Here is a 24,489-nt window from a genome sequence, read left to right as displayed (position 1 = left end):
GATCTTCAACCTCCAGTCTCATTCTTGCAATTTTCGCGTGACATATTGCGAAGACCTGTCGGCGGTGGTTGAGTGTGCGCGCCACGGCAGCGTGCAGCCGTGGCTTCCCGCTCCTGTCCAGAGGGGTCACCGAGATGAGACACACCGGGTTCCGCCGTACCAGCGCCGCCCTCGCCGTCAGCGCCGCCCTGGCGCTCGTCGCCGCCTGCGGCACCTCCAGCTCCGACGAGGGCGGGGACGACACGGCCGATCCGGCCGACGCCGCCGCCCCGCTGGACCCGGAGACCGAGGTCACCCTGACGATCGACTGCATGCCCCCGGCGGCCGAGAAGGCCGAGCTGAAGGAGTGGAAAGAGGACGTAGCGGCGTTCAAGAAGGAGTACCCGAACGTCACGATCGAGGGGAAGCAGACCGACCCCTGTCTGGAGCCCCCGCGGTTCACGGCCATGCTCAAGGCCAAGTCCCAGCCGGACGCCTTCTACACGTACTTCACCGACCTGCAGCAGGTGCTGGACAACGACGGCGCCGCGGACATCACCGCGTACGTCAACGAGAAGACCGTCCCGGCGCTCGCGGACATCGACCCGCAGGTCCTCGACGTGCTCAAGCAGGACGGCAAGCTCTACGGGCTGCCCACCAGCAACTACACCATGGGCCTGCTCATCAACCGCAAGCTCTTCGAGGAGGCCGGCCTCGACCCCGACGACCCGCCGACGTCCTGGGACGAGGTCCGTACCGCCGCCAAGGCGATATCCGGCCTGGGCGACGGCATCAGCGGCTTCGGCGAGTACAGCGCCGGCAACAACGGCGGCTGGCACTTCACCGCCTCGATGTACGGCCTCGGCGGCGACATCGTCTCGGCGGACGGCACCAGGGCCGCGTTCAACGACGACACCGGCCGCGAGTACGTCGAGAACCTCCACGCGATGCGCTGGGAGGACGACAGCATGGGCAAGACGCAGTTGCTCAAGTGGGGCGACCTGCAGAAGCAGATGGCGTCCGGGAAGCTCGGCATGTTCCTCGCCGCGCCCGACGACATCACGTACATGGTCCAGCAACTGGGCGGTGACTACGTCGACTTCGGCATGGGCCCGATACCCGGCGGCGAGGCGACCCTCTTCGGCGGCAACGACTACCTCATCAAGAAGGGCAGCTCGCCCGACCAGATCAAGGCCGCCATCGCCTGGCTGAACTTCAAGTTCCTCACCCCGGGCAAAGGCCAGTTCGACTGGGCGCGTACGAAGGCGGACGGGCTGCCCGTCGGGCTGCCCCAGCCGGACTTCTGGAAGGGCGAGAGCAAGCAGCAGGACGACGGGCTGCGCGCCCAGCACTCCACCATGCCGGTCGAGAACTTCCAGCCGTTCCGCGACGACCCGGTCCCCGGCCGCGCCGAGCCGCCCAAGGCCCAGGAGATCTACAAGGTCCTCGACACGGTGATGTCCGGCGTGCTCACCAACGAGGACGCCGACCCCGCCGGGCTGCTCGACACCGCCGAGGACCAGGTCAACCAGGTCCTCGCGAACCAGTAGCCATGGCGGCGCCCACCCTCTCCCGGCGGGCCGCCCCCGCCGGGGGGCGGCCCGCCGGCCGGCGGCGCACGGGCCGCGAGGACTTCGGCCGCGCGCTGCGCCGCAACCTGACCGCACACGGCTTCCTCATCGGCGCCGTGCTCTGCTTCACGCTCTTCTCCTGGTATCCGATGGTCAGGGAGTTCATCCTGGCCTTCCAGAAGAACGAGGACGGCGAGACCGTCTGGGCGGGCTGGTCGAACCTCAGCTACATCGTCAACGACCCGGCCTTCTGGCAGGCGTGGCGCAACACCTTCGCCTTCACCGGCCTCGCGCTGCTCCTCGGGTTCGCCGTGCCGTTCGCGGTCGCGATCGTGCTGAACGAGTTCCGGCACGGCCGCGCCTACCTCCGGATCCTGGTCTACCTGCCGGTGATGCTGCCGCCGGTCGCCTCCGTGCTGCTCTTCAAGTACTTCTACGACCCGGGCCACGGGCTCTTCAACCGCATCCTGGAGACCTTCGGCCTGCCCGCGCAGGACTGGCTGCAGTCGGGCGACACCGCGATGGTCTCCGTCGTCATCGCCGCCACCTGGATGAACATGGGCGCCGCCACGCTGATCTACCTGGCCGCGCTGCAGGGCATCCCGGGCGAGCTGTACGAGGCCGCGGAGCTGGACGGCGCCGGCCTCTTCCGCAAGATCTGGCACGTCACCATCCCGCAGACCCGGCTCATCCTGTCGCTGATGCTGCTGATGCAGATCATCGCCACGATGCAGGTCTTCGTGGAGCCGTTCCTGCTCACCGGCGGCGCCGGCCCGGAGAACTCGACACTCACCGTCGTCCAGCTCATCTACCAGTACGCCTTCACCTTCAACAACTACGGCAGCGCCGCGGCCCTCGGGGTCGTCCTGATGCTGGTGCTCGCCGTCTTCTCCGCCGCGTTCGTCCGCCTCGACCGCGGCAGTGAAGACTGAATCCGGGAGACCCCAGATGGCCGAAGGACAAAGGACGCTGATCTCGCCGGCGGTGCTGGCCAGGCCGCGCGGAAAGGCCCTGTACTGGACCGCCTTCGCCCTGGTCATGGCGGTCTTCACGCTGGTGTTCATCGGGCCGCTCTACTGGATGGTGACCAGCGGGCTGAAGTCCTCCCAGGAGTTCGCGCAGACCCCGCCGACGCTGGTGCCGGGCGAGGTGCAGCCGGAGAACTACTCCGAGGCGTGGAGCGTGCTGGACCTGGCCCAGTTGCTCCTCAACACCTGCGTGTACGCCTTCGGCGCGCTGGCCTTCATGCTCGTCTTCGACGTGGCCGCGGCGTACTCGCTCTCCAAGCTCCGCCCCGTGCTGGGCAAGGTCATCCTCGGCGCGATGCTCGCGACGCTGATGATCCCGGCCACGGTGCTCGTCGTACCGCAGTACCTCACGGTGCTCGACGTGCCGCTGGTGGAGCGCAACCTCATCAACTCGCCGTGGGTGATCTGGCTGCCGGCGGTCACCAACGCCTTCAACATCTTCCTGCTCAAACGCTTCTTCGACTCCATCCCCCGGGAGCTGATGGACGCAGCCGCCATGGACGGCGCGTCACCGCTGCGCACCCTGCGCTCCATCGTCCTGCCGATGTCCCGGCCGATCCTCGGCGTCGTGTCGATCTTCGCGGTCGTCGCCGTGTGGAAGGACTTCCTCTGGCCGATGCTCACCCTGCCCGACCCGTCGAAGCAGACCCTCAACGTCGGTATCTACTCGCTGGGCGCGAGCGTGCCGGAGAACCAGCTCATCGCGGCCCTCGCGATCGCCTCGGTGCCCACGTCGGTGATCTTCCTCGTCTTCCAGCGCAACATCATGCACGGCCTGACCGCCGGCAGCCTCAAGGGCTGACGGTAAGGGCCCTCCTCCTGAACCAGTAGGGATTTCCTGTGAGGGATTCAGTGTCGGATACGAGCTGGTGGCGCGGTGCCGCCATCTACCAGGTCTACGTACGCAGCTTCGCCGACGGCGACGGCGACGGCACCGGCGACCTCGCCGGCGTCCGCGCCCGGCTGCCGTACCTCGCCGAGCTGGGCGTGGACGCCATCTGGTTCACCCCGTGGTACGTCTCGCCGATGGCCGACGGCGGCTACGACGTCGCCGACTACCGGGCGATCGATCCGGCGTTCGGCACCCTGGACGAGGCCGAGAAGCTGATCGCCGAAGCCCGCGCCCTCGGCATCCGCACGATCGTCGACGTCGTGCCCAACCACGTCTCCGACGCGCACCCCTGGTTCCGCGCCGCGCTGGCCGCCGGGCCCGGCAGCCCGGAGCGCGAGCTGTTCCACTTCCGCCGGGGCCGCGGCCCCGGCGGCGAGCTGCCGCCGAACAACTGGCCCTCCCAGTTCAACGGCGAGTGCTGGACCCGGCACGCCGACGGCGACTGGTACCTGCACCTGTTCTCCGAGCGGCAGCCGGACCTCAACTGGGCCCACCCCGCGGTGCGCCGGGAGCACGAGGACGTGCTGCGCTTCTGGTTCGAGCGGGGCGCCGCGGGCGTACGCATCGACTCCGCCGCCCTCCTCGCCAAGGACCCCGAGCTGCCCGACTGGGACGAGGACGACCCGCGCGGCGAGCCCAGCCCGTACGTCGACCGCGACGAGCTGCACGACATCTACCGCTCCTGGCGGGCCATCGCCGACGAGTACGACGGCGTGCTCATCGGCGAGCTGTGGGTGCCCGAGCCGGAGCGCTTCTCCCGCTACCTGCGCCCGGACGAGCTGCACACCGCGTTCAACTTCGACTTCCTCGCCCGCCCCTGGGACGCCGCCGAGCTGCGCGCGTCCATCGACACCACGCTCGAATACCACGCGCCGGTCGGCGCGCCCGCGACCTGGGTGCTGTGCAACCACGACGTGACCCGCACCGTCACCCGCTACGGCCGCGACGACGCCGACCCGGGCACCGGCTTCGACTTCGCCGCCAAGCGCTTCGGCACCCCGACCGACCCGGTGCGCGGCACCCGCAGGGCGCGCGCCGCGGCGCTGCTCTCGCTCGCCCTGCCCGGCTCCGTCTACCTCTACCAGGGCGAGGAACTGGGCCTGCCGGAGGCGGAGATACCCCGGGACCGCATCGTCGACCCGATGCACTTCCGCTCCGGGGGCCGCGACCCGGGGCGGGACGGCTGCCGGGTGCCGCTCCCGTGGCGTCCCGGCGGACCGTCGTACGGGTTCAGCGACCCGGCGGACGCGGGCGACGACGGTACGTCCCGGGAGGGCGACGGCGCCGCGCCGGCCGGGCCGTGGCTGCCGCAGCCGGCGGGCTGGGGCACGTACGCCGTCGAGCGCCAGCAGGACGACCCGCGCTCGATGCTGCGCCTCTACCACGACGCGCTGCGGCTGCGCCGCGGGGAGCCGGGGCTCGGCGACGGGCCGATGCGCTGGCTCGACGCCCCCGCGGGTGTGCTCTCCTTCGCCCGCTCCGACGCGTTCGTCTGCGTCGTCAACCTCGCCGCGGAGCCCGTGCCGCTCCCGGCCCACCGAGACGTCCTGATCGGCAGCGCCCCCCTGGACGGCGGACGGCTGCCGCGGGACACGGCGGTCTGGCTGCGCACTTAGGACCGCTGCGCCGCGCGGCCGGACCGCCGGCCCGTCACCCCCCACCCCCCACGGGAAGGTTCGCCATGCGCAAGGCTCGTACAGGAAGGATCACGCTGTCCGCGTCCGTGGCCGCCGCCGCGGTGCTCGTCGCCGTGCCCGGCGGCGCCCACGGCGCGCCGGAGGCGGGCGCCGACCTGCCGTTCGTCTACAACTGCCCGTACCCGGAGGGCAGCGGCACGTTCACACTGACCGACGGAGGCGGCAACTCCGGCTGGGACAGCACGTGGGAGGACTGCTCCGCCTGGCCCGGCCAGGACTGACCCCGCTCCCCTACGGCACGGCGCTCCCGCACGGCGCACCACGGCACATCTCACCACGGCACAGCGGTCCACTCGTCCGGGCTCCCGGTTCACCCCCACGGGCCGGGAGCCCGCCCCCCATGAGAGGAGCACCACCGTGACCACCCGAAGAGCCTTCCTCGCCGGCGCCGCGGGCGCCGGCCTCGCCGCCGCAGGCGGCCTGCCGTCCGCCGCCGCGGCCCCCGGCGCGGGGACCCGCGCGGCAGGCGCCGCCGAGCCGTCCCCGTACGTGCACGCCTTCTACTACTCCTGGTACGGAAACCCCGACCACCACGGCTCGTGGGTGCACTGGCAGCAGGGCGGGCACACCCCGCCCGACGACATCGGCGCCGACTTCTACCCCGCCCTCGGCGCGTACGACTCCGGCGACTACGACGGCGCCGTCGCGCAGCACATGGCGTGGGCGCGGCAGGCCGGCATCGGCGTGCTGGCGTACAGCTGGTGGGGCCGCGGCGGCTACGAGGACCGGCTCGCGGCCGGGGTGCTGGACGCGGCGGCGGCCGAGGGGCTGCAGATCGCCTGGCACATCGAGCCCTACGCGGGACGGACCGCGGCGTCCGTCGTCGACGACGTGGCGTACCTGGAGGAGAACTACGGCTCCCACCCCGCCTACCACCGGGCGGCGGACCGGGGCGGGCGCTGCGCGTACTACGTCTTCAACAGCCTGAACGCCACCGACTGGGCGCCGATCGCGGCGATCCGCGACAGCGCGCTGGTGATGGCGCAGACCACGGACGTCTCCCGTGTCACGCACTTCGGCGGCATCTACACGTACGACGCCATCGCGGGCGCGAACGACCCGGACTGGGGCGGCGTCGCCGCCTGGTGCCGGCGGAACGGGTACGTGTGGGCGCCGTCCATCGGCCCCGGCTACCTCGACGACCGCGCCGTGCCGGGCAACACCTCGCCGACCGTGGACCGCGCGGACGGTGCGGTGTACGACCGCAGTTGGGGCTATGTGCTGGACCCGGCGAAGGGCGGTCCCGCGGACTGGGTGACGCTCACGTCCTTCAACGAGTGGCACGAGGGCAGCCAGCTGGAGCCGGCCGCGGCGGCGCCGCCCCGGCCGGTCTACGGCACGTATGACGGCGCCTACGGGCGGACGGGCGCGGCGGCGGAGACCGCGTACCTGGACCGGACCCGGCACTGGGTCACCGAGTTCGAGGCGGCGTCCGGCCGGGGCTGAGGCGGCCCTGCGGGGGCCTGGGCCCCGGCCGGCTCCCGCCGGTCCGGGGCTCAGGTGTCGATCCGCGAACGGTCCAGGGTGGCCGCCGAGTTGGTGATGAACTCCTTGCGGGGGGCGACCTCGTTCCCCATCAGCAGGTTGAACACCTGCTCGGCGGCGTCCAGGTCGCTGATGTTGATCCGCCGGAGCGTGCGGTACCGCGGGTCCATCGTGGTCTCCGCGAGCTGGTCGGCGTCCATCTCGCCGAGGCCCTTGTAACGCTGGATGGAGTCCTTGAAGCGCGTGCCCTTGCGCTGGAGGTCGAGCAGGGTCTCGCGCAGCTCGGAGTCCGAGTACGTGTAGATGTACTTGTCCTGGCCCCTCTTGGGCTGGACCAGCTCGATGCGGTGCAGCGGCGGCACCGCGGAGAAGACCCGGCCCTCCTCGACCATCGGGCGCATGTAGCGCTGGAAGAGGGTGAGCAGCAGGGTGCGGATGTGCGCGCCGTCGACGTCGGCGTCGGCGAGGAAGATCACCTTGCCGTAGCGCGCCTGGTCGATGTCGAACGTCCGCCCCGAGCCGGCTCCTATCACCTGGATGATCGCGCTGCACTCGGCGTTCTTCAGCATGTCCGCGACGGACGCCTTCTGGACGTTGAGGATCTTGCCGCGGATCGGCAGCAGGGCCTGGAACTCCGAGTTGCGCGCGAGCTTGGCCGTGCCCAGCGCGGAGTCGCCCTCGACGATGAACAGCTCGGAGCGCTCCACGTCGTCGCTGCGGCAGTCCGCGAGCTTGGCGGGCAGGGAGGAGGACTCCAGCGCCGTCTTGCGGCGCTGCGCCTCCTTGTGCTGCCGGGCGGCGATACGGGTACGGGCCGCGGCCACGGCCTTCTCCAGCACGGCGCGCGCCTGCTGCTTGGCGTCCCGCTTGGTGGAGGTGAGGAACGCCTTCAGCTCCTTGGTGACGACCTGGGCGACGATCCGGGAGGCCGCCGAGGTGCCCAGCACCTCCTTGGTCTGGCCCTCGAACTGCGGCTCGGCGAGCCGGACGGTGACCACGGCGGTGAGGCCCTCCAGCGCGTCGTCCTTGACGATGTCGTCCTCGGCGACGCGCAGCAGCTTCAGGCTCCGCAGCGCGTCGTTGACCGTACGGGTCAGGGAGCGCTCGAAGCCGGTGACGTGGGTGCCGCCCTTGGGGGTGGCGATGATGTTGACGAACGACCGGATCGTGGTGTCGTACCCGGTGCCCCAGCGCAGTGCGATGTCGACGCCGAGGTCGCGGGCGACCTCGGTGGGCGTCATGTGCCCGCGGTCGTCGAGCACCGGGACGGTCTCCTTGAAGGTCCCCTGCCCGGAGAGGCGCAGCACGTCGCAGACGGGACGGTCGGGGGCGAGGAACTCGCAGAACTCGCTGATCCCGCCGTCGTAGCGGAAGGTCTCCGCGGTGTGGTCCGCCTTGTCGGCGGAGCGCTCGTCGCGCACGGTGAGCGTGAGGCCGGGCACGAGGAAGGCGGTCTGCCGGGCGCGCGCGTGCAGGTCGTCGAGCGAGAGCGCGGCGTCCTTGAGGAAGATCTGCCGGTCCGGCCAGAAGCGGATGCGGGTGCCGGTCCGCGTCTTGGGGATCTTCTTGCCCTTGGTCATGCCGCTGGCGGGCTCGAAGGCGGCGTCGGCGCCCTTGCCGGAGAACCGGCCGGGGACGCCGCGGCGGAAGCTCATCGAGTGCGTCCTGCTCGACAGGTCGACCTCGACGTCGAGCCGGGCGGACAGCGCGTTGACCACGGAGGCGCCGACGCCGTGCAGGCCGCCGGAGGCCGCGTACGCGCCGCCGCCGAACTTGCCGCCGGCGTGCAGCTTGGTCATGACCACCTCGACGCCGGAGAGCCCGGTCTTCGGCTCGACGTCGACGGGGATGCCGCGGCCGTCGTCGTCGACCTGCACGGAGCCGTCGGCGGCGAGCAGCACGTCGATGTTCCGGCAGTACCCCCCCAGGGCCTCGTCGACGGAGTTGTCGATGATCTCCCACAGGCAGTGCATGAGGCCGCGGCTGTCGGTGGAGCCGATGTACATGCCGGGCCGCTTGCGGACTGCCTCCAGACCCTCCAGAACGAGCAGGTGCCGCGCGGTGTAGTTGGAGCCGTCGCGCTCGGCGGCGGCCAGCACGGACGGCACGGACGTGTCGGCGGTCACTCAGTTCGCTCCTCGCTGAATTCGGGCCCGGGTGGCGGTGGCGGGCCTCATCTGCCGGTCAGAGGGTACCGAGGCTCTATAGAGCCGGTACGCAGCCACCCGCATGTGACTCGATACTAGTCCCGCTTCGAGTACATGTTCGATCCCTCGGAGGGGTGATTCGTTTATCACGTTCCCTTACGCGCATGAACCATTTAGGCTCCGGGCACGTCCTCATGAACAACCGGCGACCCAGCCGGGGAGGTCAAAAAGGCCCAAAGACGCTCATTACGGCACAGGCACGACAAGCACTACGGCTCATCCGCCGCCACCTGGCGACATCGGGCCTGGTCAGGAACGCTTTCCCGATCGCGACCCACGAGCGGGAACGTTTTCGGCCTGGTTGGATGTTGACCCTGGTACGACAGCTCGTCGAGCTAGAGAAGAGGCGACGTGACTACTGTTCTGACTCCCGCAAGCCCGCTGACGGCCGCCGACCGGTGCGACCGCTGTGGCGCCCAGGCTTACCTGCGTGTTGTCCTGACGAGCGGCGGCGACCTGCTCTTCTGTGCGCACCATGGCCGTAAGTTCGAGCCGGAGCTCAAGAAGATCGCTGCCGAGATACAGGACGAGACGGAGCGGCTCCAGACCACTCCCGCGTCGGCATCCGCCGACGAACGCTGACGCGCCGACGTCAGCCCGACGAGCCTCGTGCGGCCCTGGGCCGGACCTGGGCGGTCATTCCCACTGGGGGTGGCCGCCTCGTCGGTTTCCGGGGCGGTAGGGGCCCGTACGGCGGCGGACGGCGCGATGCGCAGGCGAAGCGGGGGCGACCACCGCGCAGAAGAGCCCTGAGGGGCGTCTGCGGTCCTCAGGGGGTCTGGACGGGCCTGTGCGCCGCGACGGTCTTCACGGCCGCGGAGATGCGCGTATAGACGCCGGGACGGCCCTTCTCACCGCAGCCCTCGCCCCACGAGACCAGGCCCACCAGCCGGCCCTTCACGACCAGCGGGCCGCCGCTGTCGCCCTGGCAGGCGTCCGGGCCGCCGCGCATCAGCCCCGCGCAGACCATCGACTCGGCCACGTAGCGGCCGTCGGAACTGCCCGGGTACGCCCGCTCGCAGACCGTGTCCGGCAGCACCTCGACGTCCGCGGCGTGCAGGGTCGTCGGGTAGCTGGCGTTCCCCTCGGTGTCCCCCCAGCCGTAGACCCGCGCGGGCGAGCCCGGCTCGTACGCGGGGTCGTCCGGCTTCTCCGCCATCTTCAGGAAGGTGGTGGCCCCGGCCGGGCTCTTGAGCCGCAGCACGGCGAGGTCGCCGGCGTTCGTCCAGGCGTCGTAGTCGGGGTTCACCCAGACCTTGTCGAGGGCGAGCTCCTTGCCCCCGGTGCCCGCGAGGTCACCCCGGCCGGCGACGACGGCCAGGTCGCCGACCTTGCTCCAGTGCTCGCCCAGCGTCTCCTCGGCGAGGCAGTGCGCGGCCGTCAGCACCACCTCCGGGGACACCAGCACACCCGCGCAGAACTGCCCCGACCGCTCGTCGCCGAAGAGCTTCCGGCTCGTCAGCGCGACCGTCCAGGGGCTGTCGTCGATACGCACCGGGTGCCCGCCCACCACCACGCCGTCCGCCGCCGCCGACGCGTGCCCGAGCACGGCTGGGGGCAGCAGCACGGCGACGGCGACGGCGATCGGGCGAAGACGCGGGTGCATGGGGTCTCCCTGACAGCGTGAGGCTTGGCGGTCGTGCACTACAGCCTCATTCAGCAGGGCGCGGGCCGCACCTCAGTCGCGCCGCCCGCGGAACCCCGGGATTCCCGCGCGACCTGCGGCGACGACGGTCCGGCGGGGCATGGCATCCGAACGACCCGGCCCCCGGACGGTGCCCGGGACCGCGGTCACGGCGCCGCCGGTGCCGCCGCCGGGGACGACGTCACCGCGGATGCCGCCGTCGCTGCCGGGACCGGCAGGTGGCGCAGCCGTTCGGAGGCGAGACAGGCGCGCGTCAGGATGGTGCGTACCTCGTCGGCGGCGCTGCCGCTGCACCGGGCGAGGTAGAAGATCACGATGTTGATGGCGGCCACCGACCCGGCGTAGATGTAGACGTCCTTCGCCGTACCGACGTAGATCGACAGCCCGATGCCCCAGCAGGCCACGCTGTAGAAGCCGGCCGTGAGCGTCCAGCTGTAGAGCGCGTCGAGACCGGCGATCCGGCCCTGCGGCACGGTGCCCAGTTGCCTGCCGCGGGCTTCGGCGACGGCGGCGCGGGCGAACACCAGGCAGGCGGCGTTGCACAGCGCGGTGGAGAGGATGCCGATGGCGGTGCAGATGGGCCACCAGTCGCGGTGGAACAGCGTGGTGGACAGCACCAGCACGGCGGGGATGAGGGTGAAGAGCCGCATCGCGACCTCGGCCAGGACCGCCCGCCGGCTCAGCCGCCCCTGCTCCCGGCCCGCGACCAGCGGGGTGAGACCGGCGAAGAGGTTCTGGTAGTACCGGGCGCCGGCCAGCAGGAAGCTCATGCCGACCAGCCGCACCGGCACGTTGGCGGAGTGGTCGGGGATGGTATAGCCGTCCAGCCGCAGCGCGTCGAGCAGCGGGAGTTCCTCCTCACCCGCGCTGTTGGTGCGCTGCAGCAGGGTGATGTAGTTGTTGCCCCAGCTCCAGTTGAGGTCGCGCAGCCAGTACGTGATGACGATGCTCGCCGCGACGTACCAGGCCGCGGCCGACAGCCAGGAGAAGAAGAGCAGCCAGCGCACGTGCATGCCGCGGTGCGGGTCGTGGTAGAGCGACTGGGTGCGCCGGATCCGCCACATCTGGAGCTGCTGCCCCGGCGCCCCGGCGAGCGGCGTGTACAGCCGGACGAACCGGGTGCCGGCGCTCTGCGCCCGGGTCGCCTCGACGGCCGCCAGTTCCTCCTCGTAGAAGTGGAGCAACTGCGGATAGAGACGCTCGCCCGGCACGGGCCGGAACAGCAGGAGCCGGTTCTCCGGGACCGGGTCGGTGAGGTCCTCGATGAACCGCGCCAGCAGCGGCGTCTCGGCGTAGAAGGCGTCGGGTACGGTCACGGCGCGCGCGCCGGATCCGGCCGTCTCCCGGTGCTCGCTGCCGATGGCGATGAGGAGCTGCCCGACGGAGTACAGGTCCGCCTGCCGGGGGTCGACGACCATCGTCTCGCTGCGCACCTCGGGCGCCACGAACGCCGCGTCCGGTCCCCCGGAGCCCGGGACGGTGTGGGAGTAGAGGTAGTTGACGCCGAGGTCGATGAGGACGAAGCGGCGGCCCCCCGCGCCCGTACCGCCGCCCTGTCCCGAACCCGAGCCGCTGAGGATGATGTTGGAAGGGGAGAGGTCGCCGTGGCGCAGGCCGCACCGGTCGAGCTCGTCCAGCACCCCCAGCAGCCGGGGCCCGAGATCGCGCAGGAGATCGAGCCGGATGCGCGTGCTGTCCGGCTGCCGGCCCAGATACTCCGCCAGCGTCTCGCCGGGCACGAAGTCCATGAGGATCCAGCGCCCGCTGCTCGCCCACGCGCGGGCCAGCGGCAGCGCCTCGGTCGCCGCCTCCTCCCCCGCGCGGACGTCACCGTAGGCGGAGCGGTACTCGCGGGTGGCCCGGACGATGGTCGGCACCCTCAGATACGGGTAGACGATGCACTTGAGGGCGAACGGGATGCGCCTGCCGTGCGCCTGGCGCAGCGGGAGGCCGGTCAGGATGAACGACGTCGTGCCGTGGCGGTGGAACCGCAGCGTCCCGATGTCGACTTCGCGCCACGCGTCGAGCGTCGCGGCGTCCTCGTCGGCGCTGCCCTCCACGTCCGGAATCGCGACGTCGGGCGCGTACAGCGTCCGTATCGCGTCCCGCACGGCCGGGTCCTCGACCGCCGGCCCGCACAGGGCCGCGCAGTCGTGCGGCGTCCGCTCGCCCTGGTCGTAGCGGCGCTGGTAGGAGTGCGCCAGCGACACCAGGGTGAGGAGGAGCAGGCCGAGATATCCGCCGACCGCCCGGAACTCGGTGCGAAACGACTCCGGGCGGGTGGCGAATTCCGTACGCCAGCGTGTCACCTGTTCGATGACCGATTCCCACGACTGCTCGAACTCGCCGCTAAAGCTGTGCGCCTCGAACGGCAGGCCGAAAAGGACCCGGCTCCAGTCCTCCCGGTCCCACTCGCATAACTCGTTCTCCGCCCGGGTCGCGGCACCTGCCCCGCCCGGTGCGGGCGACGTGGTGGATAAGGCGCGGATGATCGCGCGGAGATTACGCGCGCTGCCGGTTGTTGGCATCGTCCTTCGTCACGATGGTCAGTTGGGGTACGGCACGAATACGGCCGTTCTTTATCAGCGCCGGGTCTTTGCCCTCGACGGCGCAGTACATCACCTCGTACCCGCCGCGGGCACCGCCGATGATCCGTCCCGGATCCAGCTCGTGCCGCTTGACCTGCGGCATCCACGACAGGGGCGCGAGGTCGAGCACGTACGGCGCGTCACCCGGCTCCGTCATCCGCCGCTGCAGCATGACGCGCTCGTCCCGGTAGCGCTCGATGGCCTCGCCGTAGCCCCGGCCGAGGCCGTCGCGGATGCGGTCGAGATGGCGGATGGCCCAGCGCTGCGAGACGGACAGCTTCTGCGCGGGGGGCTGGATGGGACGGGTGCTCAGGGACAGCACGTGCGTGCAGCCGTCCGCCAGCGCCAGCTTGTACGGGTGCGGGGTGAGGACGCCGCCGTCGACGGCCCGGGAGCCGCGGAAGTCGGCGGTGCCGCGCAGCGCGACCGGGAGCCAGGCGCTGGCGATGAGGGCGGCCCGCAGGTCGGCGCGCGAGGTGAAGTCGGTGACGGCCTCGGTGCGGATGTCGTCGACGAGGGTGACGGCGACGTGCAGCCGCGTCGGGGAGGCGATGACCTCCTCGTACCCGAGGGGCTTGACGTTGTCCACGACCTCGAACGCGTAGTCCAGGTCCATGATGCGGCCGCGCAGCACGCGCCGGAAGTCGACGAACGTCCGGGTGGCGAGGTCGTCGTAGTAGATCGAAAGCGGATACCAGGTCTCGCCGTTGAGGAAGTAGGCGCTGTTGATGGCACCGGAAGAAGCGGAATAAATGGTGTCGAACGCCTGATTGAGCCCGCAATCCTCAAGGGCGCAGAGCATGGCAGCCGAGACGACGCCGCGGATGCCGCCCCCCTCGACGGCAAGCCCGATCTTGAGGTCGTCCACGGGCTTGTCGCGCGTATGGCCCTTTTCCCGGCGACGGCGTAAGGCAGTCAGCACAGGATGGTCCGCGTGCCACGGCATGGCACTACTCATGAGTCATGTCCTCCCTGAGCATCCGAGATTGTCACGCCCGGCAAGTGGCGTCAATTCCCGGAGAGTTCACGAATTCGTACCGTCTTCCGGATGTATCGCGACAGCGGCGGCAGGCGCCGCACCACCGGCGAAGGAAAACGCCCCCGACCCGCGGCAGGGCAGGTCAGGGGCGCCGGAAGCCGCTCGGCTCAGTCGAGATAGTCGCGCAGCACCTGGGAACGCGACGGGTGCCGCAGCTTCGACATGGTCTTGGACTCGATCTGGCGGATGCGCTCGCGCGTGACGCCGTACACCTTGCCGATCTCGTCCAGGGTCTTGGGCTGGCCGTCGGTGAGGCCGAAGCGCATGGAGACCACGCCCGCCTCGCGCTCGGAGAGCGTGTCGAGGACGGAGTGGAGCTGCTCCTGCAGCAGGGTGAAGCTGACCGCGTCGGCCGGCACGACCGCCTCGGAGTCCTCGATCAGGTCGCCGAACTCGCTGTCGCCGTCCTCGCCCAGCGGGGTGTGCAGGGAGATGGGCTCGCGGCCGTACTTCTGGACCTCGATGACCTTCTCCGGGGTCATGTCCAGCTCCTTGGCCAGCTCCTCCGGGGTGGGCTCGCGGCCCAGGTCCTGGAGCATCTGGCGCTGCACGCGGGCCAGCTTGTTGATGACCTCGACCATGTGCACGGGGATGCGGATCGTACGGGCCTGGTCGGCCATCGCGCGGGTGATCGCCTGCCGGATCCACCAGGTGGCGTACGTGGAGAACTTGTAGCCCTTGGTGTAGTCGAACTTCTCGACGGCGCGGATCAGACCGAGGTTGCCTTCCTGGATAAGGTCCAGGAAGAGCATGCCGCGGCCCGTGTAGCGCTTGGCGAGGGAGACCACGAGGCGGAGGTTGGCCTCCAGCAGGTGGTTCTTCGCGCGGCGGCCGTCCTCGGCGATGATCTCCAGCTCGCGGCGGAGCTTGGGCGCCAGCTTGTCGGCGGCGGCGAGCTTGTCCTCGGCGAAGAGGCCGGCCTCGATCCGCTTGGCGAGCTCCACCTCCTGCTCGGCGTTGAGGAGGGGGACCTTGCCGATCTGCTTCAGGTAGTCCTTGACCGGGTCGGCGGTGGCGCCGGCCGCGGCGACCTGCTGCGCGGGGGCGTCGTCCTCGTCCTCATCGGAGAGCACGAAGCCCTCCGCCTCGGCCTCGGCGGGCGGCTCCTCCTTCTCCAGGGAGCCGTCGTCCGGGCCCTCGGCACCGGACTCGCCGTCCTTGGCCGCGCCCTTCTTGCCGGCCGCCTTCTTGGCCGGGGCCTTCTTCGCCGCGGTCTTCTTGGCGGCCGCCTTCTTGGCGGTGGTCTTCTTGGCGGCGGCCTTCTTCTCCGGCTCGTCCGCCGGGTCGCCCAGGCCCGCGGGCACCGGATCGTCCATGGGGGCCTCCTGGACCGCGTGCGCCGTGGCCGTGGCCGTCGGCTTCTTCGTCGCGGTCTTGGCGGGGACGGCTTGCTTGGCGACCGCCTTGGTGGCGGTCCGTTTCGCCGGGGTCTTCGCCGGCACGCTCTTGCGGGTGCGCTTGGGCGCCTCTGCGGCACTGACCATCAGTGTCACACCCTCCTCTTCGAGGATCTGATTGAGGCTGCGCAGGACGCTCTTCCACTGGGTGGGCGGAATCTGGTCAACCTCGAAGGCACGACGCACGTCATCACCGGCGATCTGCCCTTCGGCCTTCCCCCGCTCGATGAGTGCCATCACGGACTCAGCTTCGGCGATCTCCGGCGGGAGCGTACGGGATGTGCTGGCCGACACGAACAACCTCTCGAAACGATGGGAACGACCGGTGGCGGGGATGGACCACCGGCGTAGAGGCGGAACCGCGATACGTGCGCCACCACCTCTTAGGTCATCGCGCCTTCCCGCACAGCGTTACGCCCAATCCACGTGGCCCAGGTCACAATCTACCGCCACCGGCGCGGCAGCACGAAAGCCGCCCGGCAGGCGCCCCGCCCCTCCGGACGCCCGGAGGGCGTGCGGACGCCCGGGCGGAGCGCGGCGTGCGCCCGCCGTCCGGCGGTTGTGCGCCGGGGGGCGCGGGGCGCGCGGGGCTGGTCGGGCCGGGTACGGCCGGGTGGGTGCACGGGCGGGTGGTCCGGCGGCGTTCCGGGGTCTCCGGGGAGTGGGTGCTGCGGGTGTCCGGGGGTACCCGGGTCGTGGCCGGGCGGCCTCCGGGGGTCTTCGGAGGGCTCGTACGGGCCGGGGTGCGGCCGTCAGGGTACGTGCCCGGGTGGCTGCCCGGACGTGTCGTCCGGAGGGTGTCCGGGGGTCTGCCGGGCTGCCCCGCGGTGCGGGGCGTCCCGGGGCACGCGCCTGCGGTCGGGCGGCGCGGCCCGGGCCCGGCTCGGGTGCCACGGGCCGCGAGGCGGTGGGCCGGTCCTGCCGGAGCGCGGCGCCGCCGTCCCCGGCGGGGGCCGGCGGCGGTGCCGGTGCGCGTACCGCCGGGGGCGCGGGGCCGGGGCCTCGCGCCCGTACCCCGCCCTCAGTGCTCGCGCGGCGCCGGCACGACGCGGTCGCCCGCGCCGATCTCGGTGTGCACACCCAGCAACTGCCGCATCGCCGACTCGGCCGCGGCGCCGTCGCCGCTGCCCAGCGCCTCCACGATGTGCACGTGGTGGGTGACGGACTGCTCGCTCGGGCGGTCGCAGCCGCCGGCGGGGCCGCCGGAGACCTGGAGCGCCGCGGTGACCACGCCGGCCAGGTGCTCCAGCATCCGGTTCCCCGCGACCTGCAGGACCAGCCCGTGGAACTCGGCGTCGGCGCGGGCGAACGTGACCGTGTCGCCCTGCACCAGCGCGTGGCTCATGATCTCGGCCATGTCCGTGAGCCGCTGCTGGACGGCGCCGCGGCCGTGGCCCGCCGCGAGCCTGGCGGCCAGCGGCTCGATCGTCCAGCGCATCTCGCACAGCTCCCGGCGCTGGTCCTCGCGCTGCGGGCCGAAGGCCCGCCACTCGATGATGTCCGGGTCGAGCAGGTTCCAGTCGCTGACCGGGCGGACCCGGGTGCCGACATTGGGGCGGGCGCTGACGAGGCCCTTGGCCTCCAGCACGCGCAGGGACTCGCGCACCACGGTGCGGGAGACCTCGAAGCGCTGCCCGATCTCCTCGGGCACGAGCGGGCGGTCGGCGCCCAGATCGCCCGAGACGATCATCTGGCCGAGCTGCTGGACGAGTTGGCCGTGGAGGCCGCGGCCCCGGCTGGACGCCGCGCGGCGGCCGACGCGGCCGATCTCCGGCTCCCCGGCGTCCCACGCGGGTGGCGCGGGCGGGGCGGCGGGCGGCGCGGCGGGGCCGGGGGCGGCGGCGGGGGGGACGGGCGCGGCGGGGGTGGCCGCGGGGCCGTCGGGGTACGGGTAGCGGTCCAGATCCCCGTGGCCGGCGAAGCCGGACTCGGAGGAACGGGCCGTCATCATGGTCTGCGCAAGGGTACTCACGAAACCTTTGTCGGCGGGCATCCCGGCCGCCTTGAGGGCTTTGGTGAAAAGCACACGAAAGGGTGATCGCCCAGCGCCTCTCCATTGACGCCGCGGCGACCTCAAACCGGCGGGAAACCGGCTATTCACCAGGCGAGTTGAAAACCCTCCGTACGAAACTCGGACACCCGCTCCGCTCCAGCGCGCGCCCCAGGGACCGGGCCCGGCCCGCGGTGAGGACGTACGCCCCGAGGAGGGCGCCGAGCGACAACACCAGCGCGTGCCCGAAGGGTTGGGCGGGCACGCCGAACACGCCGCCGAGGTTCGGTCCGCCGCCGGGCCGCGGGATGTGCAGTACGCGCATGAGCTGCACCGGAAGTTCTCCGAGGCGGCGTACGGCGCCCGTGCCGGCGAGCGCGTGGATGCCGGGGGCGACGGCGACGGGCACGGTGAGCACGGCGGCCAGCCCCAGCGACGCCGACGTGAACAGCCCCGCGGCGAGCACCCCGGTCCAGGCGCAGCCCACGGTCACGCCCGCCCAGCTCAGCAGTTGCAGACCGCCGTCCGCGGGCATGTCCACGACGTCGCCGAAGAGCACGAGCAGCGCCGTAGCGTCCGCGAGCAGCACCGCGACGAAGAGCAGCAGCGCCACGGCCGTGCTCACGGCGAGCTTGGCGAAGAGCAGGCCGAGGCGGCGCGGCACGGCGCCGACGGCCGGGGTGAGCGAGGGGAAGCTGAACTCCTGGCCGAAGGCGTGCGCGCCGAGCAGCCCGGCGCCGATCGCGGCGGGCGGCAGCGGGAGGAACGGCGCCCAGCCGGTGAGCATGCGCACGGCGGGGGCGTCGGAGACGGCGGAGCCACCCGCGGAGTGGGCGAGGAGGGCGGCGCCCGCGATGGAGGCGGCGAGGGTGCCTGCGGCGGCGACGCGGGGCAGCCGGGAGCCCGAGGTGGCGCGGCGCAGCTCGTAGCGGAGGGGGTAGGCCGGGCCGGGGAGCCAGCGGCGGCGCAGCGGTCCCGCGAGGGGGGCGTCGTCGGGGCCGGCGACGGGGGCGGGGATGAAGGTGCCGGCGGGCGGGGTGTCGCCGTCGGCCCGCGGCGGCCCGGCGTGGGTCTCGGTGTCGGTGCCGGGTTCTAGGGTGGCGGTGGCGGTGCGGGTGGCTGCGGGCGCGGTGGCTTCGGGGGTCACGGCTTCGGGCGCGCCGGGTTCCGGGACGGCGGTGGGGACGGACTCGTGGGAGGAGTCGGTGAGCTGATGGAGCAGGATGCCGTTGCGGTAGGCGAGTTCGCCGACGGCCGCGCTGTCGGTGCCGTAGACGGCCAGGGCACCGCCGTCGCGGCGTACCACCTCGATGCGCCGTTCCGGCGTGCTCGCCTGCCGCGTCAGATAACTGGCGAACCGCTCGGACTGCGGCGTCCTGATGAGGACGCAGGGACGCAGCCGCAGCCGGGCGAAGTCGTCGGCCTCCTCGTCGGCGACGAGCCGGCCGGCCCGCAGCGTCAGCACCCGGTCGGCGAAGCGGGCGGCGACGCGCGGCTGGTCGGTGGCGAGGACGACGCAGACGCCGGCGGCGGCCAGCTCGCGCAGCAGGGCGTAGTAGAACGCCGCCTCGCGGCGCGGCAGATCGCGTACGGGGTCGTCGAGCAGCAGGGAGTGCGGCTGGCCGAGGAGCGCGGTGGCGAGGCCGAGGCGGCGGTCCATGCTGAGGGAGAGGGCGTCGAGCCGGTCGTCGGCGAGCGCGTCGAGGCCGACGTGGGTGAGCAGGGCGTCGGCGCGGGCCGCGGGGACGCCGACGGCGGCGGCGAGCATGCGCAGGTGGCTGAGCACGGTGCGGGCGGGGTGTCCCGCGACGTCGCCGAGCACGGCGCCGACCTCGCGGGCGGGGGCGGGGAGCCGGCTCAGCGGGCGGCCGTCGTACAGCGCGATGCCGCGGCCGCTGTCCAACTGGAGCATGAGGCGGAGCGCGGCGGTCTTGCCTGCGCCGGGCTCGCCGAGCAGCGCGGTGACGGTGCCTTCCTCGGCCTCGAACGTGAGGTCGCGCACGGCAGGCGGGCGGCCGCCGCGGGGCCTGCTCGTGAGTCCGATGGCCTGGATCACCACGCCTCCCTAAATCGGTTGATATCCGACATATAAGGATGATCGCGCAGGAGGTGCGCCGGGACCGGGATTTCACCCCGGGGCGCGGTGCGGCGTCGCGGATGTGTGCTCGTACGACTCGTATGCCCGGAGGGGTGTAGTCCGGAGGCCCGTCGGCTCGGGGCAGGTCGCCCGGGGCCGTCCGGGGCGTGCCGCCGGGGCCTTGGCCGGAGCGGGCTGCGCGGGCGCGCGGTGAGGGAGGGACCGTCCCGCCCGGTGGTCCTCAGACCTCGGGGCGCAGCATCGGGGGGTTGAGGATCGTGGCGCCGCCGGCCTGGAAGAGCTGCGCGGGACGGCCGCCCTGGCGGGTGGTCGTGCCGCCGGTGGGGAGCAGGAAGCCGGGGGTGCCGGTGACCTTGCGGTGGAAGTTGCGCGGGTCGAGCGCGACGCCCCACACCGCCTCGTACACCCGGCGCAGCTCCCCGACCGTGAACTCCGGCGGACAGAAGGCCGTGGCCAGCGACGAGTACTCGATCTTCGACCGGGCCCGCTCCACCCCGTCGGCCAGGATCCGGCGGTGGTCGAAGGCCAGCGGCGGCTGCTCCCCGTCCTCGTCGGCCGGGCCGACGAGGGTCGCGACCGGCGCCCACCGGGCGCCGCCGACGTCGCCGCCGGGGCGTGGTGCGGGCAGGTCCGGCGCCAGCACGAGGTGGGCGACGCTCACCACGCGCATCCGCGGGTCGCGCTTCGGATCTCCGTAGGTGGCGAGCTGTTCGAGATGCGCGGCGTGCGCGGGGGTGTCCTCCTCCACCGGGCCGTGCGCGTGCAGGCCGGTCTCCTCCGCGAGTTCACGCGCCGCCGCCTCCGTCAGGTCCTCCTCCTCGCGCACGAAACCGCCGGGCAGCGCCCACCGGCCCTGAAAGGGAGCCTCACCACGGCGGACGATCAGGGCGCTCAGCGCGTGCCGACGCACGGTGAGCACGACCAGGTCGACGGTCACGGCGAACGGCGGGTAGGCGGTCGGCTCGTAGGGGGGCATGGCGGGGATCTTAGTCGTCTGCCTGACGATAATCAGGACTTCCCGGGAGACGGGCCGGACGGCCGGGGCGGCGGTTCAGGAGCCGGGTTGGAGGCCGGGGGCGGCCTCTTCGACGACGGCGAGGCCGACGCGGCTGACCCGTACGGCGAAGGGCTCGCCGGCCAGCCGCCAGCCCGTGAGCTGCACCGCGCCCAATGGGGCCGTGGCCGGCGGACGGGCGGCGACGGTACCGGCGGGGACGTCGGGGGCGACGCCGGCGAGCGCGGTGAGGACGTGCACCGCGGCGGCGGCCGCGACGGCGGACGGGCGGCAGGCGGCAGGGTGCGGGAGCGGGGCGCCGCCCGCGGTGCGCTGGTCGCCCGCGTACATCTCGGGGAGGTGGTGGCCGAAGTGGCCCGCGGCGCCGAGGAGTCCGCGGAGGAGGGCGCCGGCCTCCTTGTCGTATCCGGCGGTGAAGAGGCCGGCGATGGCGACGGCCGTCTCGTGGACGTGCACCGCGCCGGCGCGGTGGCCGAAGGGATTGAAGCCGGGCTCGGCGGCGCCGAGGCTGCGCAGGCCCCAGCCGGAGTCGAGGGCGGGGCAGCCGAGGAGACGGGCGAGCTGACCGGTCTGCGCCTTGTCGAGAAGGCCGGGTGCGCTGTCGGCGCCAGGGAGGCTGCCGCCGTCGGCTGAGGCGGGCTCGGCGGGGCCGGGGGTGGCGTTGCCGTTGGCGTGTGCGCGGACGAGGACGTCGGCCACGGTCGGCAGGAGGTGGGCGGCGGGACTGCCGAGGTGGGTGAGCGGACGGCCGCCGGGGGCGAGGGCCGCCGCGGGCCTGCCGCCGGCGACGTCCTCGGTCCAGAAGCCGGCACGGAAGCGCTCGCGCAGGTCCGCAGCCCGCTCGCGCCACTCGGCGGCGCCGGGACGGCCGCAGACGTCGAGGAGTTCGGCGCCGAGGAGGGCGGCGCGGTAGGCGTGGGCCTGGGTCTCGCAGCGGTACGGGCCGCCGGGAGAGGGGTCGGGGACGAAGCCGCGGTCGTCCGCGGCGGCGCGCAGCCACGCGAGGCAGCGCTCGGCGGCGGGCAGGAGCCCGTCGAGATCGCGCTCCGGCAGTCCCCAGCGGCGGGCCTCGGCGAGCACGGCGGGAAAGAGGAGGGTGGCCTCGACGCCGGTGGCGGCCGGGGGCAGGTGCGGCCCCGAGTCCCGGAGGGTGCCGGGCAGCCGCGCCGGCTCCGGAGCCCCGGCGGCGAGGGCTGCGGGCCAGGTGCGGGCGACGGCGCGCAGGGTCCCGGCGGCCAGGCGCGTGCCCAGCGGCAGGAGCATGCGGGCGGCCCAGAGCGCGTCCGCGGGAGCCAGCGCACAGCGCCACGGCACCCCGGCGACGAGGTGCACGTCGGCCGGCTCGGCGGGATCGCGGAGCAGCAGGGTCCGCAGGTCGTCGAGCGCGGTGTCCAGCAACGGGGCGACCCCCGGATCGTCGCCCGCCGCGGCGGCGGCCGGGTCCCACGGCACCGGCGGCAGCTCCCGCGGACCCGCCTGATCGGTACCGATCCGCAGCTCCAGCGTCCGGGACCCGCCCGGCGCCAACTCCAGTTGCCACCGCAGCAACCCGGCCGCGGCGATCACGTCGTCGGGCGGCGGCTCCGCGGTCACCAGGGCCCCCACCCCGGGGGCCCCACCCCCACCCCCACCCCCTCCGCCGCTTCCCTCCGCGCCCCGCGCCCCGCCGCCGGGCGCCGCCGCGGCCCCTCGCCCGCCGCTGCCGTGAGCCGCACCGCCGCGCGCTCCGTCTCCACGCGCCGCGCCGCCGCGCACACCGCCGCCGCCGGGCGTCTCGGCGCCGCTCTGTCCACCCGCGGCGGGCGCGCCACCGCCGGGCACGGTGCCGGTCCCCGCCGGTTCGGTGGCGCGTGCCCCGGCTCCCCCGGCCGCGGGTGGGGCGTCCGGCCCTCGGCCGGGGGCCGCGAGGGCCGGGAGCGGGCGCCAGCGCAGGCCCGACTCGTGGACGCTGGCCGGCACTTCGCGGCGGTCGTGCCCGGCCGCGACCGCGCTCAGCTCGGCGAGGTCCGTGCCCAGCTCGGCCTCCAGCGTCAGGCGCAGCACGCGGGTGGCGCTGCTGTGCAGCGTGATCCGCTCGACGCCGGCGGCGTGCCGCACCCGCTCCACGACCACGGCGGGATCCGGTCCCGACTCGGCGCCGGTGCGCACCGTGCCCACGAAGCGCACCCGGTCCGCGCCTGCCCGGCGCCCCTGCACCGGCATGGGCTCGACGCCGCCCACCCGCAGCCGCAGCCGTCCGACCAGCCGGCGCCCCGCCCGGTAGAACCCTTCGAGTCCGTGGCCGTCGAGCTGGCCGTGGCGGGCGGAGACGGCGAACGCCGGCATGGCGACGCAGACGAGCGCGTCGTGCGCGGGGCCTGGCACGGGCGGCCGCTGGCGCGGGGGGTGAAGGCTGGGAGACACGCGGCAGTCCTCTCGGGAAGCCGTGGACGGACGAGGCGGCGACCGGCCGCCGCCGTGAGAACGCCCGCGGGCCCCTCCAGGTCACGCCGACGGCACTCCGGCCGCCCCGCACCGCTCTCTCATGCCGTCATCGCTGCTCCTTGCTCCGCACGTCGCGGCGCCGGGCAGTGCGGCGCGCCGTCCGGCGGCCGGGCGGGCGGCGGGAGCCGCGGCTCGACGGCTGGGCCGGAGGCAGGCACAGCGGTCGCGACCGCGACCGGGACGCCGCCGCGGGCGGCTGGGAGCGCGGTTCCGCGGGCGCCGGCGAGGCGGCCTCCTGGGCGCGGCGCTGGCGGCGCAGGGAGCGCCGCAACGGCTCCGGGTCCAGGCCCTCGTTGATCGCCTGGTGGAGCAGCCGGGCGAACAGGTATTCCGGGTCGGATGCCAGGGCGCAGCCGAGGGCGACGCGGGCCGCCGCCTCGTCGCCGCTCGACCACGCCACCCAGCCGGCGAGCGTCAACGGCGCCGCGGCGTGCTCCACATACGCTCCGACGCAGCGGCGGGACAGCGCCCGCCACAGCCGCAGCGCGCCCGCCGCCTCCTCGCCCTCCATCCGCTCGGCGGCGCGGTCGCGGGTGAGCCGGTCCTGGAGACCGACGATGAGGGCCGCGCACTCGTCGTCGGTGAGCAGCCTGTCGTCCCGCTCGTCGGTGTCCGCCGCCGCCTCCCCCGCGGGCGGCGGAGCACCGGTGAGCCGGGCGATCAGCCGGTCCGTCAGCGCGAGGGTCTCGGCGCGCACGGTCTCGCGGCCGGCGTGCTCCAGGATCCGCGGCACGAGCGAGCCGCCGGCCGCGTCGAGCGCGCGCGTCTGCCGGTCGGCGTCCGGGTGGCGGGGCGCGATCCTGTCCTCCAGCGCGCGCAGCGATCCGGGGCGCCGCAGGCCCGCGTAGGCCGCGGCGGCGGCCATGGCGGAACTACCGGGCGGGACGAGCTCCGTGCCCTCCGGCGGGCAGCAGCGCTCGTCCGGGCAGAGGTAGGACCAGAAGCGCCCGGCGGAGATGCACAACGCCTCGACGACCGGCACCTCCAGCCGTCCGCAGGCCACGCGGAGCCGCTGGGCGAGCGAGCGGAGCCGCTCCATGACCTCGCGCGGCTGCTCGCCCGCGCCGGGGTCCTGGCAGAGGAAGACGACGATGCCGTCCGGCTTGTCGCCCCGCTTCGCACTGCCCTCGATGAGGCACTCCGCGAGCTGCGCGGCCACGTCCGGCCAGCCGTCCCGGTCCGGCGGAATGCCGAGCCGCAGCCGGCCGCCGAACCGTCCGTGCTCGCCGTGCAGCGCGGCGAGGACGACGCTGTCGTCCGGGTGGAAGCCCATCAGGTACGGCAGGGCGTCCGCCAGCTCGGCGGGGCTGCGGAGCACGACCTGCGTTTCGTTGTGCGTTGTCATGGCTTGAGGGTTTCGTGTCTCCGCGGGAT

At 73.2% G+C, this 24,489-nt stretch carries 17 protein-coding genes; 7 read left to right on the top strand and 10 right to left on the bottom strand.

Annotation, left to right across the window (positions count from 1 at the left end; all coding sequences use genetic code 11):
* Positions 1-134 precede the first annotated feature (134 nt).
* From FB457_RS29765 to FB457_RS29740, 6 genes are all read left to right on the top strand, one after another.
* Complete coding sequence (locus FB457_RS29765) at positions 135-1,529, top strand: ABC transporter substrate-binding protein (RefSeq protein WP_047018486.1); 1,395 nt, start codon at positions 135-137, stop codon at positions 1,527-1,529.
* Positions 1,530-1,531: 2 nt separating this feature from the next.
* Positions 1,532-2,482 carry a carbohydrate ABC transporter permease gene (locus tag FB457_RS29760; protein WP_047018485.1) on the top strand — a complete coding sequence of 317 codons (951 nt, stop codon included), beginning with the start codon at positions 1,532-1,534 and terminating at the stop codon, positions 2,480-2,482.
* 16 nt (positions 2,483-2,498) lie between these two features.
* On the top strand, positions 2,499-3,380 hold the full coding sequence (locus FB457_RS29755; RefSeq protein ID WP_047018484.1) for a carbohydrate ABC transporter permease: 882 nt from the start codon (positions 2,499-2,501) through the stop codon (positions 3,378-3,380).
* Between the two features lie 50 nt (positions 3,381-3,430).
* Positions 3,431-5,086, top strand: coding sequence for an alpha-amylase family glycosyl hydrolase (locus FB457_RS29750; RefSeq protein WP_145783871.1), 1,656 nt, complete (start codon positions 3,431-3,433; stop codon positions 5,084-5,086).
* Positions 5,087-5,151: 65 nt separating this feature from the next.
* Complete coding sequence (locus FB457_RS29745; RefSeq protein ID WP_145783850.1) at positions 5,152-5,388, top strand: hypothetical protein; 237 nt, start codon at positions 5,152-5,154, stop codon at positions 5,386-5,388.
* A 136-nt stretch (positions 5,389-5,524) separates the two neighbouring features.
* Complete coding sequence (locus FB457_RS29740; RefSeq protein WP_047018481.1) at positions 5,525-6,613, top strand: glycoside hydrolase family 71/99 protein; 1,089 nt, start codon at positions 5,525-5,527, stop codon at positions 6,611-6,613.
* Between the two features lie 50 nt (positions 6,614-6,663).
* Here FB457_RS29740 and FB457_RS29735 read toward each other — a convergent pair whose 3' ends face one another.
* The gene (locus tag FB457_RS29735; RefSeq protein WP_047018480.1) at positions 6,664-8,778 is read right to left on the bottom strand and encodes a DNA gyrase/topoisomerase IV subunit B; all 2,115 of its coding nucleotides are present in this window, start codon (positions 8,776-8,778) and stop codon (positions 6,664-6,666) included.
* 432 nt (positions 8,779-9,210) lie between these two features.
* Here FB457_RS29735 and FB457_RS29730 point away from each other — a divergent pair, with 432 nt between their 5' ends.
* Positions 9,211-9,441, top strand: coding sequence for a DUF7455 domain-containing protein (locus FB457_RS29730; RefSeq protein ID WP_047018479.1), 231 nt, complete (start codon positions 9,211-9,213; stop codon positions 9,439-9,441).
* 187 nt (positions 9,442-9,628) lie between these two features.
* Here FB457_RS29730 and FB457_RS29725 read toward each other — a convergent pair whose 3' ends face one another.
* The 9 genes from FB457_RS29725 to FB457_RS29680 all read right to left on the bottom strand — a co-directional run bounded on the left by FB457_RS29725 (position 9,629) and on the right by FB457_RS29680 (position 24,460).
* The gene (locus FB457_RS29725; protein ID WP_145783847.1) at positions 9,629-10,465 is read right to left on the bottom strand and encodes a serine protease; all 837 of its coding nucleotides are present in this window, start codon (positions 10,463-10,465) and stop codon (positions 9,629-9,631) included.
* 185 nt (positions 10,466-10,650) lie between these two features.
* Positions 10,651-13,032 carry a hypothetical protein gene (locus tag FB457_RS29720; protein WP_145783845.1) on the bottom strand — a complete coding sequence of 794 codons (2,382 nt, stop codon included), beginning with the start codon at positions 13,030-13,032 and terminating at the stop codon, positions 10,651-10,653.
* Complete coding sequence (locus tag FB457_RS29715) at positions 13,007-13,960, bottom strand: patatin-like phospholipase family protein (RefSeq protein WP_145783842.1); 954 nt, start codon at positions 13,958-13,960, stop codon at positions 13,007-13,009. Before FB457_RS29715 ends, FB457_RS29720 begins: the two co-directional genes overlap by 26 nt.
* A gap of 278 nt (positions 13,961-14,238) precedes the next feature.
* Positions 14,239-15,822, bottom strand: a complete 1,584-nt coding sequence (locus FB457_RS29710) for an RNA polymerase sigma factor (protein WP_047018476.1) — start codon at positions 15,820-15,822, stop codon at positions 14,239-14,241.
* Between the two features lie 727 nt (positions 15,823-16,549).
* Positions 16,550-17,554, bottom strand: coding sequence for a FadR/GntR family transcriptional regulator (locus FB457_RS29700; protein ID WP_047018474.1), 1,005 nt, complete (start codon positions 17,552-17,554; stop codon positions 16,550-16,552).
* Between the two features lie 67 nt (positions 17,555-17,621).
* Positions 17,622-19,574, bottom strand: a complete 1,953-nt coding sequence (locus FB457_RS29695; protein ID WP_047018473.1) for an ATP-binding cassette domain-containing protein — start codon at positions 19,572-19,574, stop codon at positions 17,622-17,624.
* Positions 19,575-19,836: 262 nt separating this feature from the next.
* Positions 19,837-20,592 carry an NUDIX hydrolase gene (locus FB457_RS29690; protein WP_047018472.1) on the bottom strand — a complete coding sequence of 252 codons (756 nt, stop codon included), beginning with the start codon at positions 20,590-20,592 and terminating at the stop codon, positions 19,837-19,839.
* A 75-nt stretch (positions 20,593-20,667) separates the two neighbouring features.
* Entirely contained in the window at positions 20,668-22,956 is a 2,289-nt protein-coding gene (locus FB457_RS29685; RefSeq protein ID WP_145783870.1) for a glycogen debranching N-terminal domain-containing protein, read from the bottom strand.
* A gap of 205 nt (positions 22,957-23,161) precedes the next feature.
* Positions 23,162-24,460 carry a DUF4192 domain-containing protein gene (locus FB457_RS29680; protein WP_047018470.1) on the bottom strand — a complete coding sequence of 433 codons (1,299 nt, stop codon included), beginning with the start codon at positions 24,458-24,460 and terminating at the stop codon, positions 23,162-23,164.
* Between the last annotated feature and the right edge of the window lie 29 nt (positions 24,461-24,489).

The sequence above is a fragment of the Streptomyces sp. CNZ287 genome (assembly GCF_007827615.1).
This window is presented reverse-complemented; position numbering and strand designations above follow the sequence as displayed.

What these genes read in the sequence shown, in the direction of transcription:
- FB457_RS29765 (WP_047018486.1), top strand. Translation starts at nt 135, where the DNA reads ATGAGACACACCGGGTTCCGCCGTACCAGCGCCGCCCTCGCCGTCAGC.
- FB457_RS29755 (WP_047018484.1), top strand. Translation starts at nt 2,499, where the DNA reads ATGGCCGAAGGACAAAGGACGCTGATCTCGCCGGCGGTGCTGGCCAGG.
- FB457_RS29680 (WP_047018470.1), bottom strand. Translation starts at nt 24,460, where the DNA reads ATGACAACGCACAACGAAACGCAGGTCGTGCTCCGCAGCCCCGCCGAG.
- FB457_RS29725 (WP_145783847.1), bottom strand. Translation starts at nt 10,465, where the DNA reads ATGCACCCGCGTCTTCGCCCGATCGCCGTCGCCGTCGCCGTGCTGCTG.
- FB457_RS29690 (WP_047018472.1), bottom strand. Translation starts at nt 20,592, where the DNA reads ATGCCCCCCTACGAGCCGACCGCCTACCCGCCGTTCGCCGTGACCGTC.
- FB457_RS29760 (WP_047018485.1), top strand. Translation starts at nt 1,532, where the DNA reads ATGGCGGCGCCCACCCTCTCCCGGCGGGCCGCCCCCGCCGGGGGGCGG.
- FB457_RS29745 (WP_145783850.1), top strand. Translation starts at nt 5,152, where the DNA reads ATGCGCAAGGCTCGTACAGGAAGGATCACGCTGTCCGCGTCCGTGGCC.
- FB457_RS29685 (WP_145783870.1), bottom strand. Translation starts at nt 22,956, where the DNA reads ATGCCGGCGTTCGCCGTCTCCGCCCGCCACGGCCAGCTCGACGGCCAC.
- FB457_RS29720 (WP_145783845.1), bottom strand. Translation starts at nt 13,032, where the DNA reads ATGCCAACAACCGGCAGCGCGCGTAATCTCCGCGCGATCATCCGCGCC.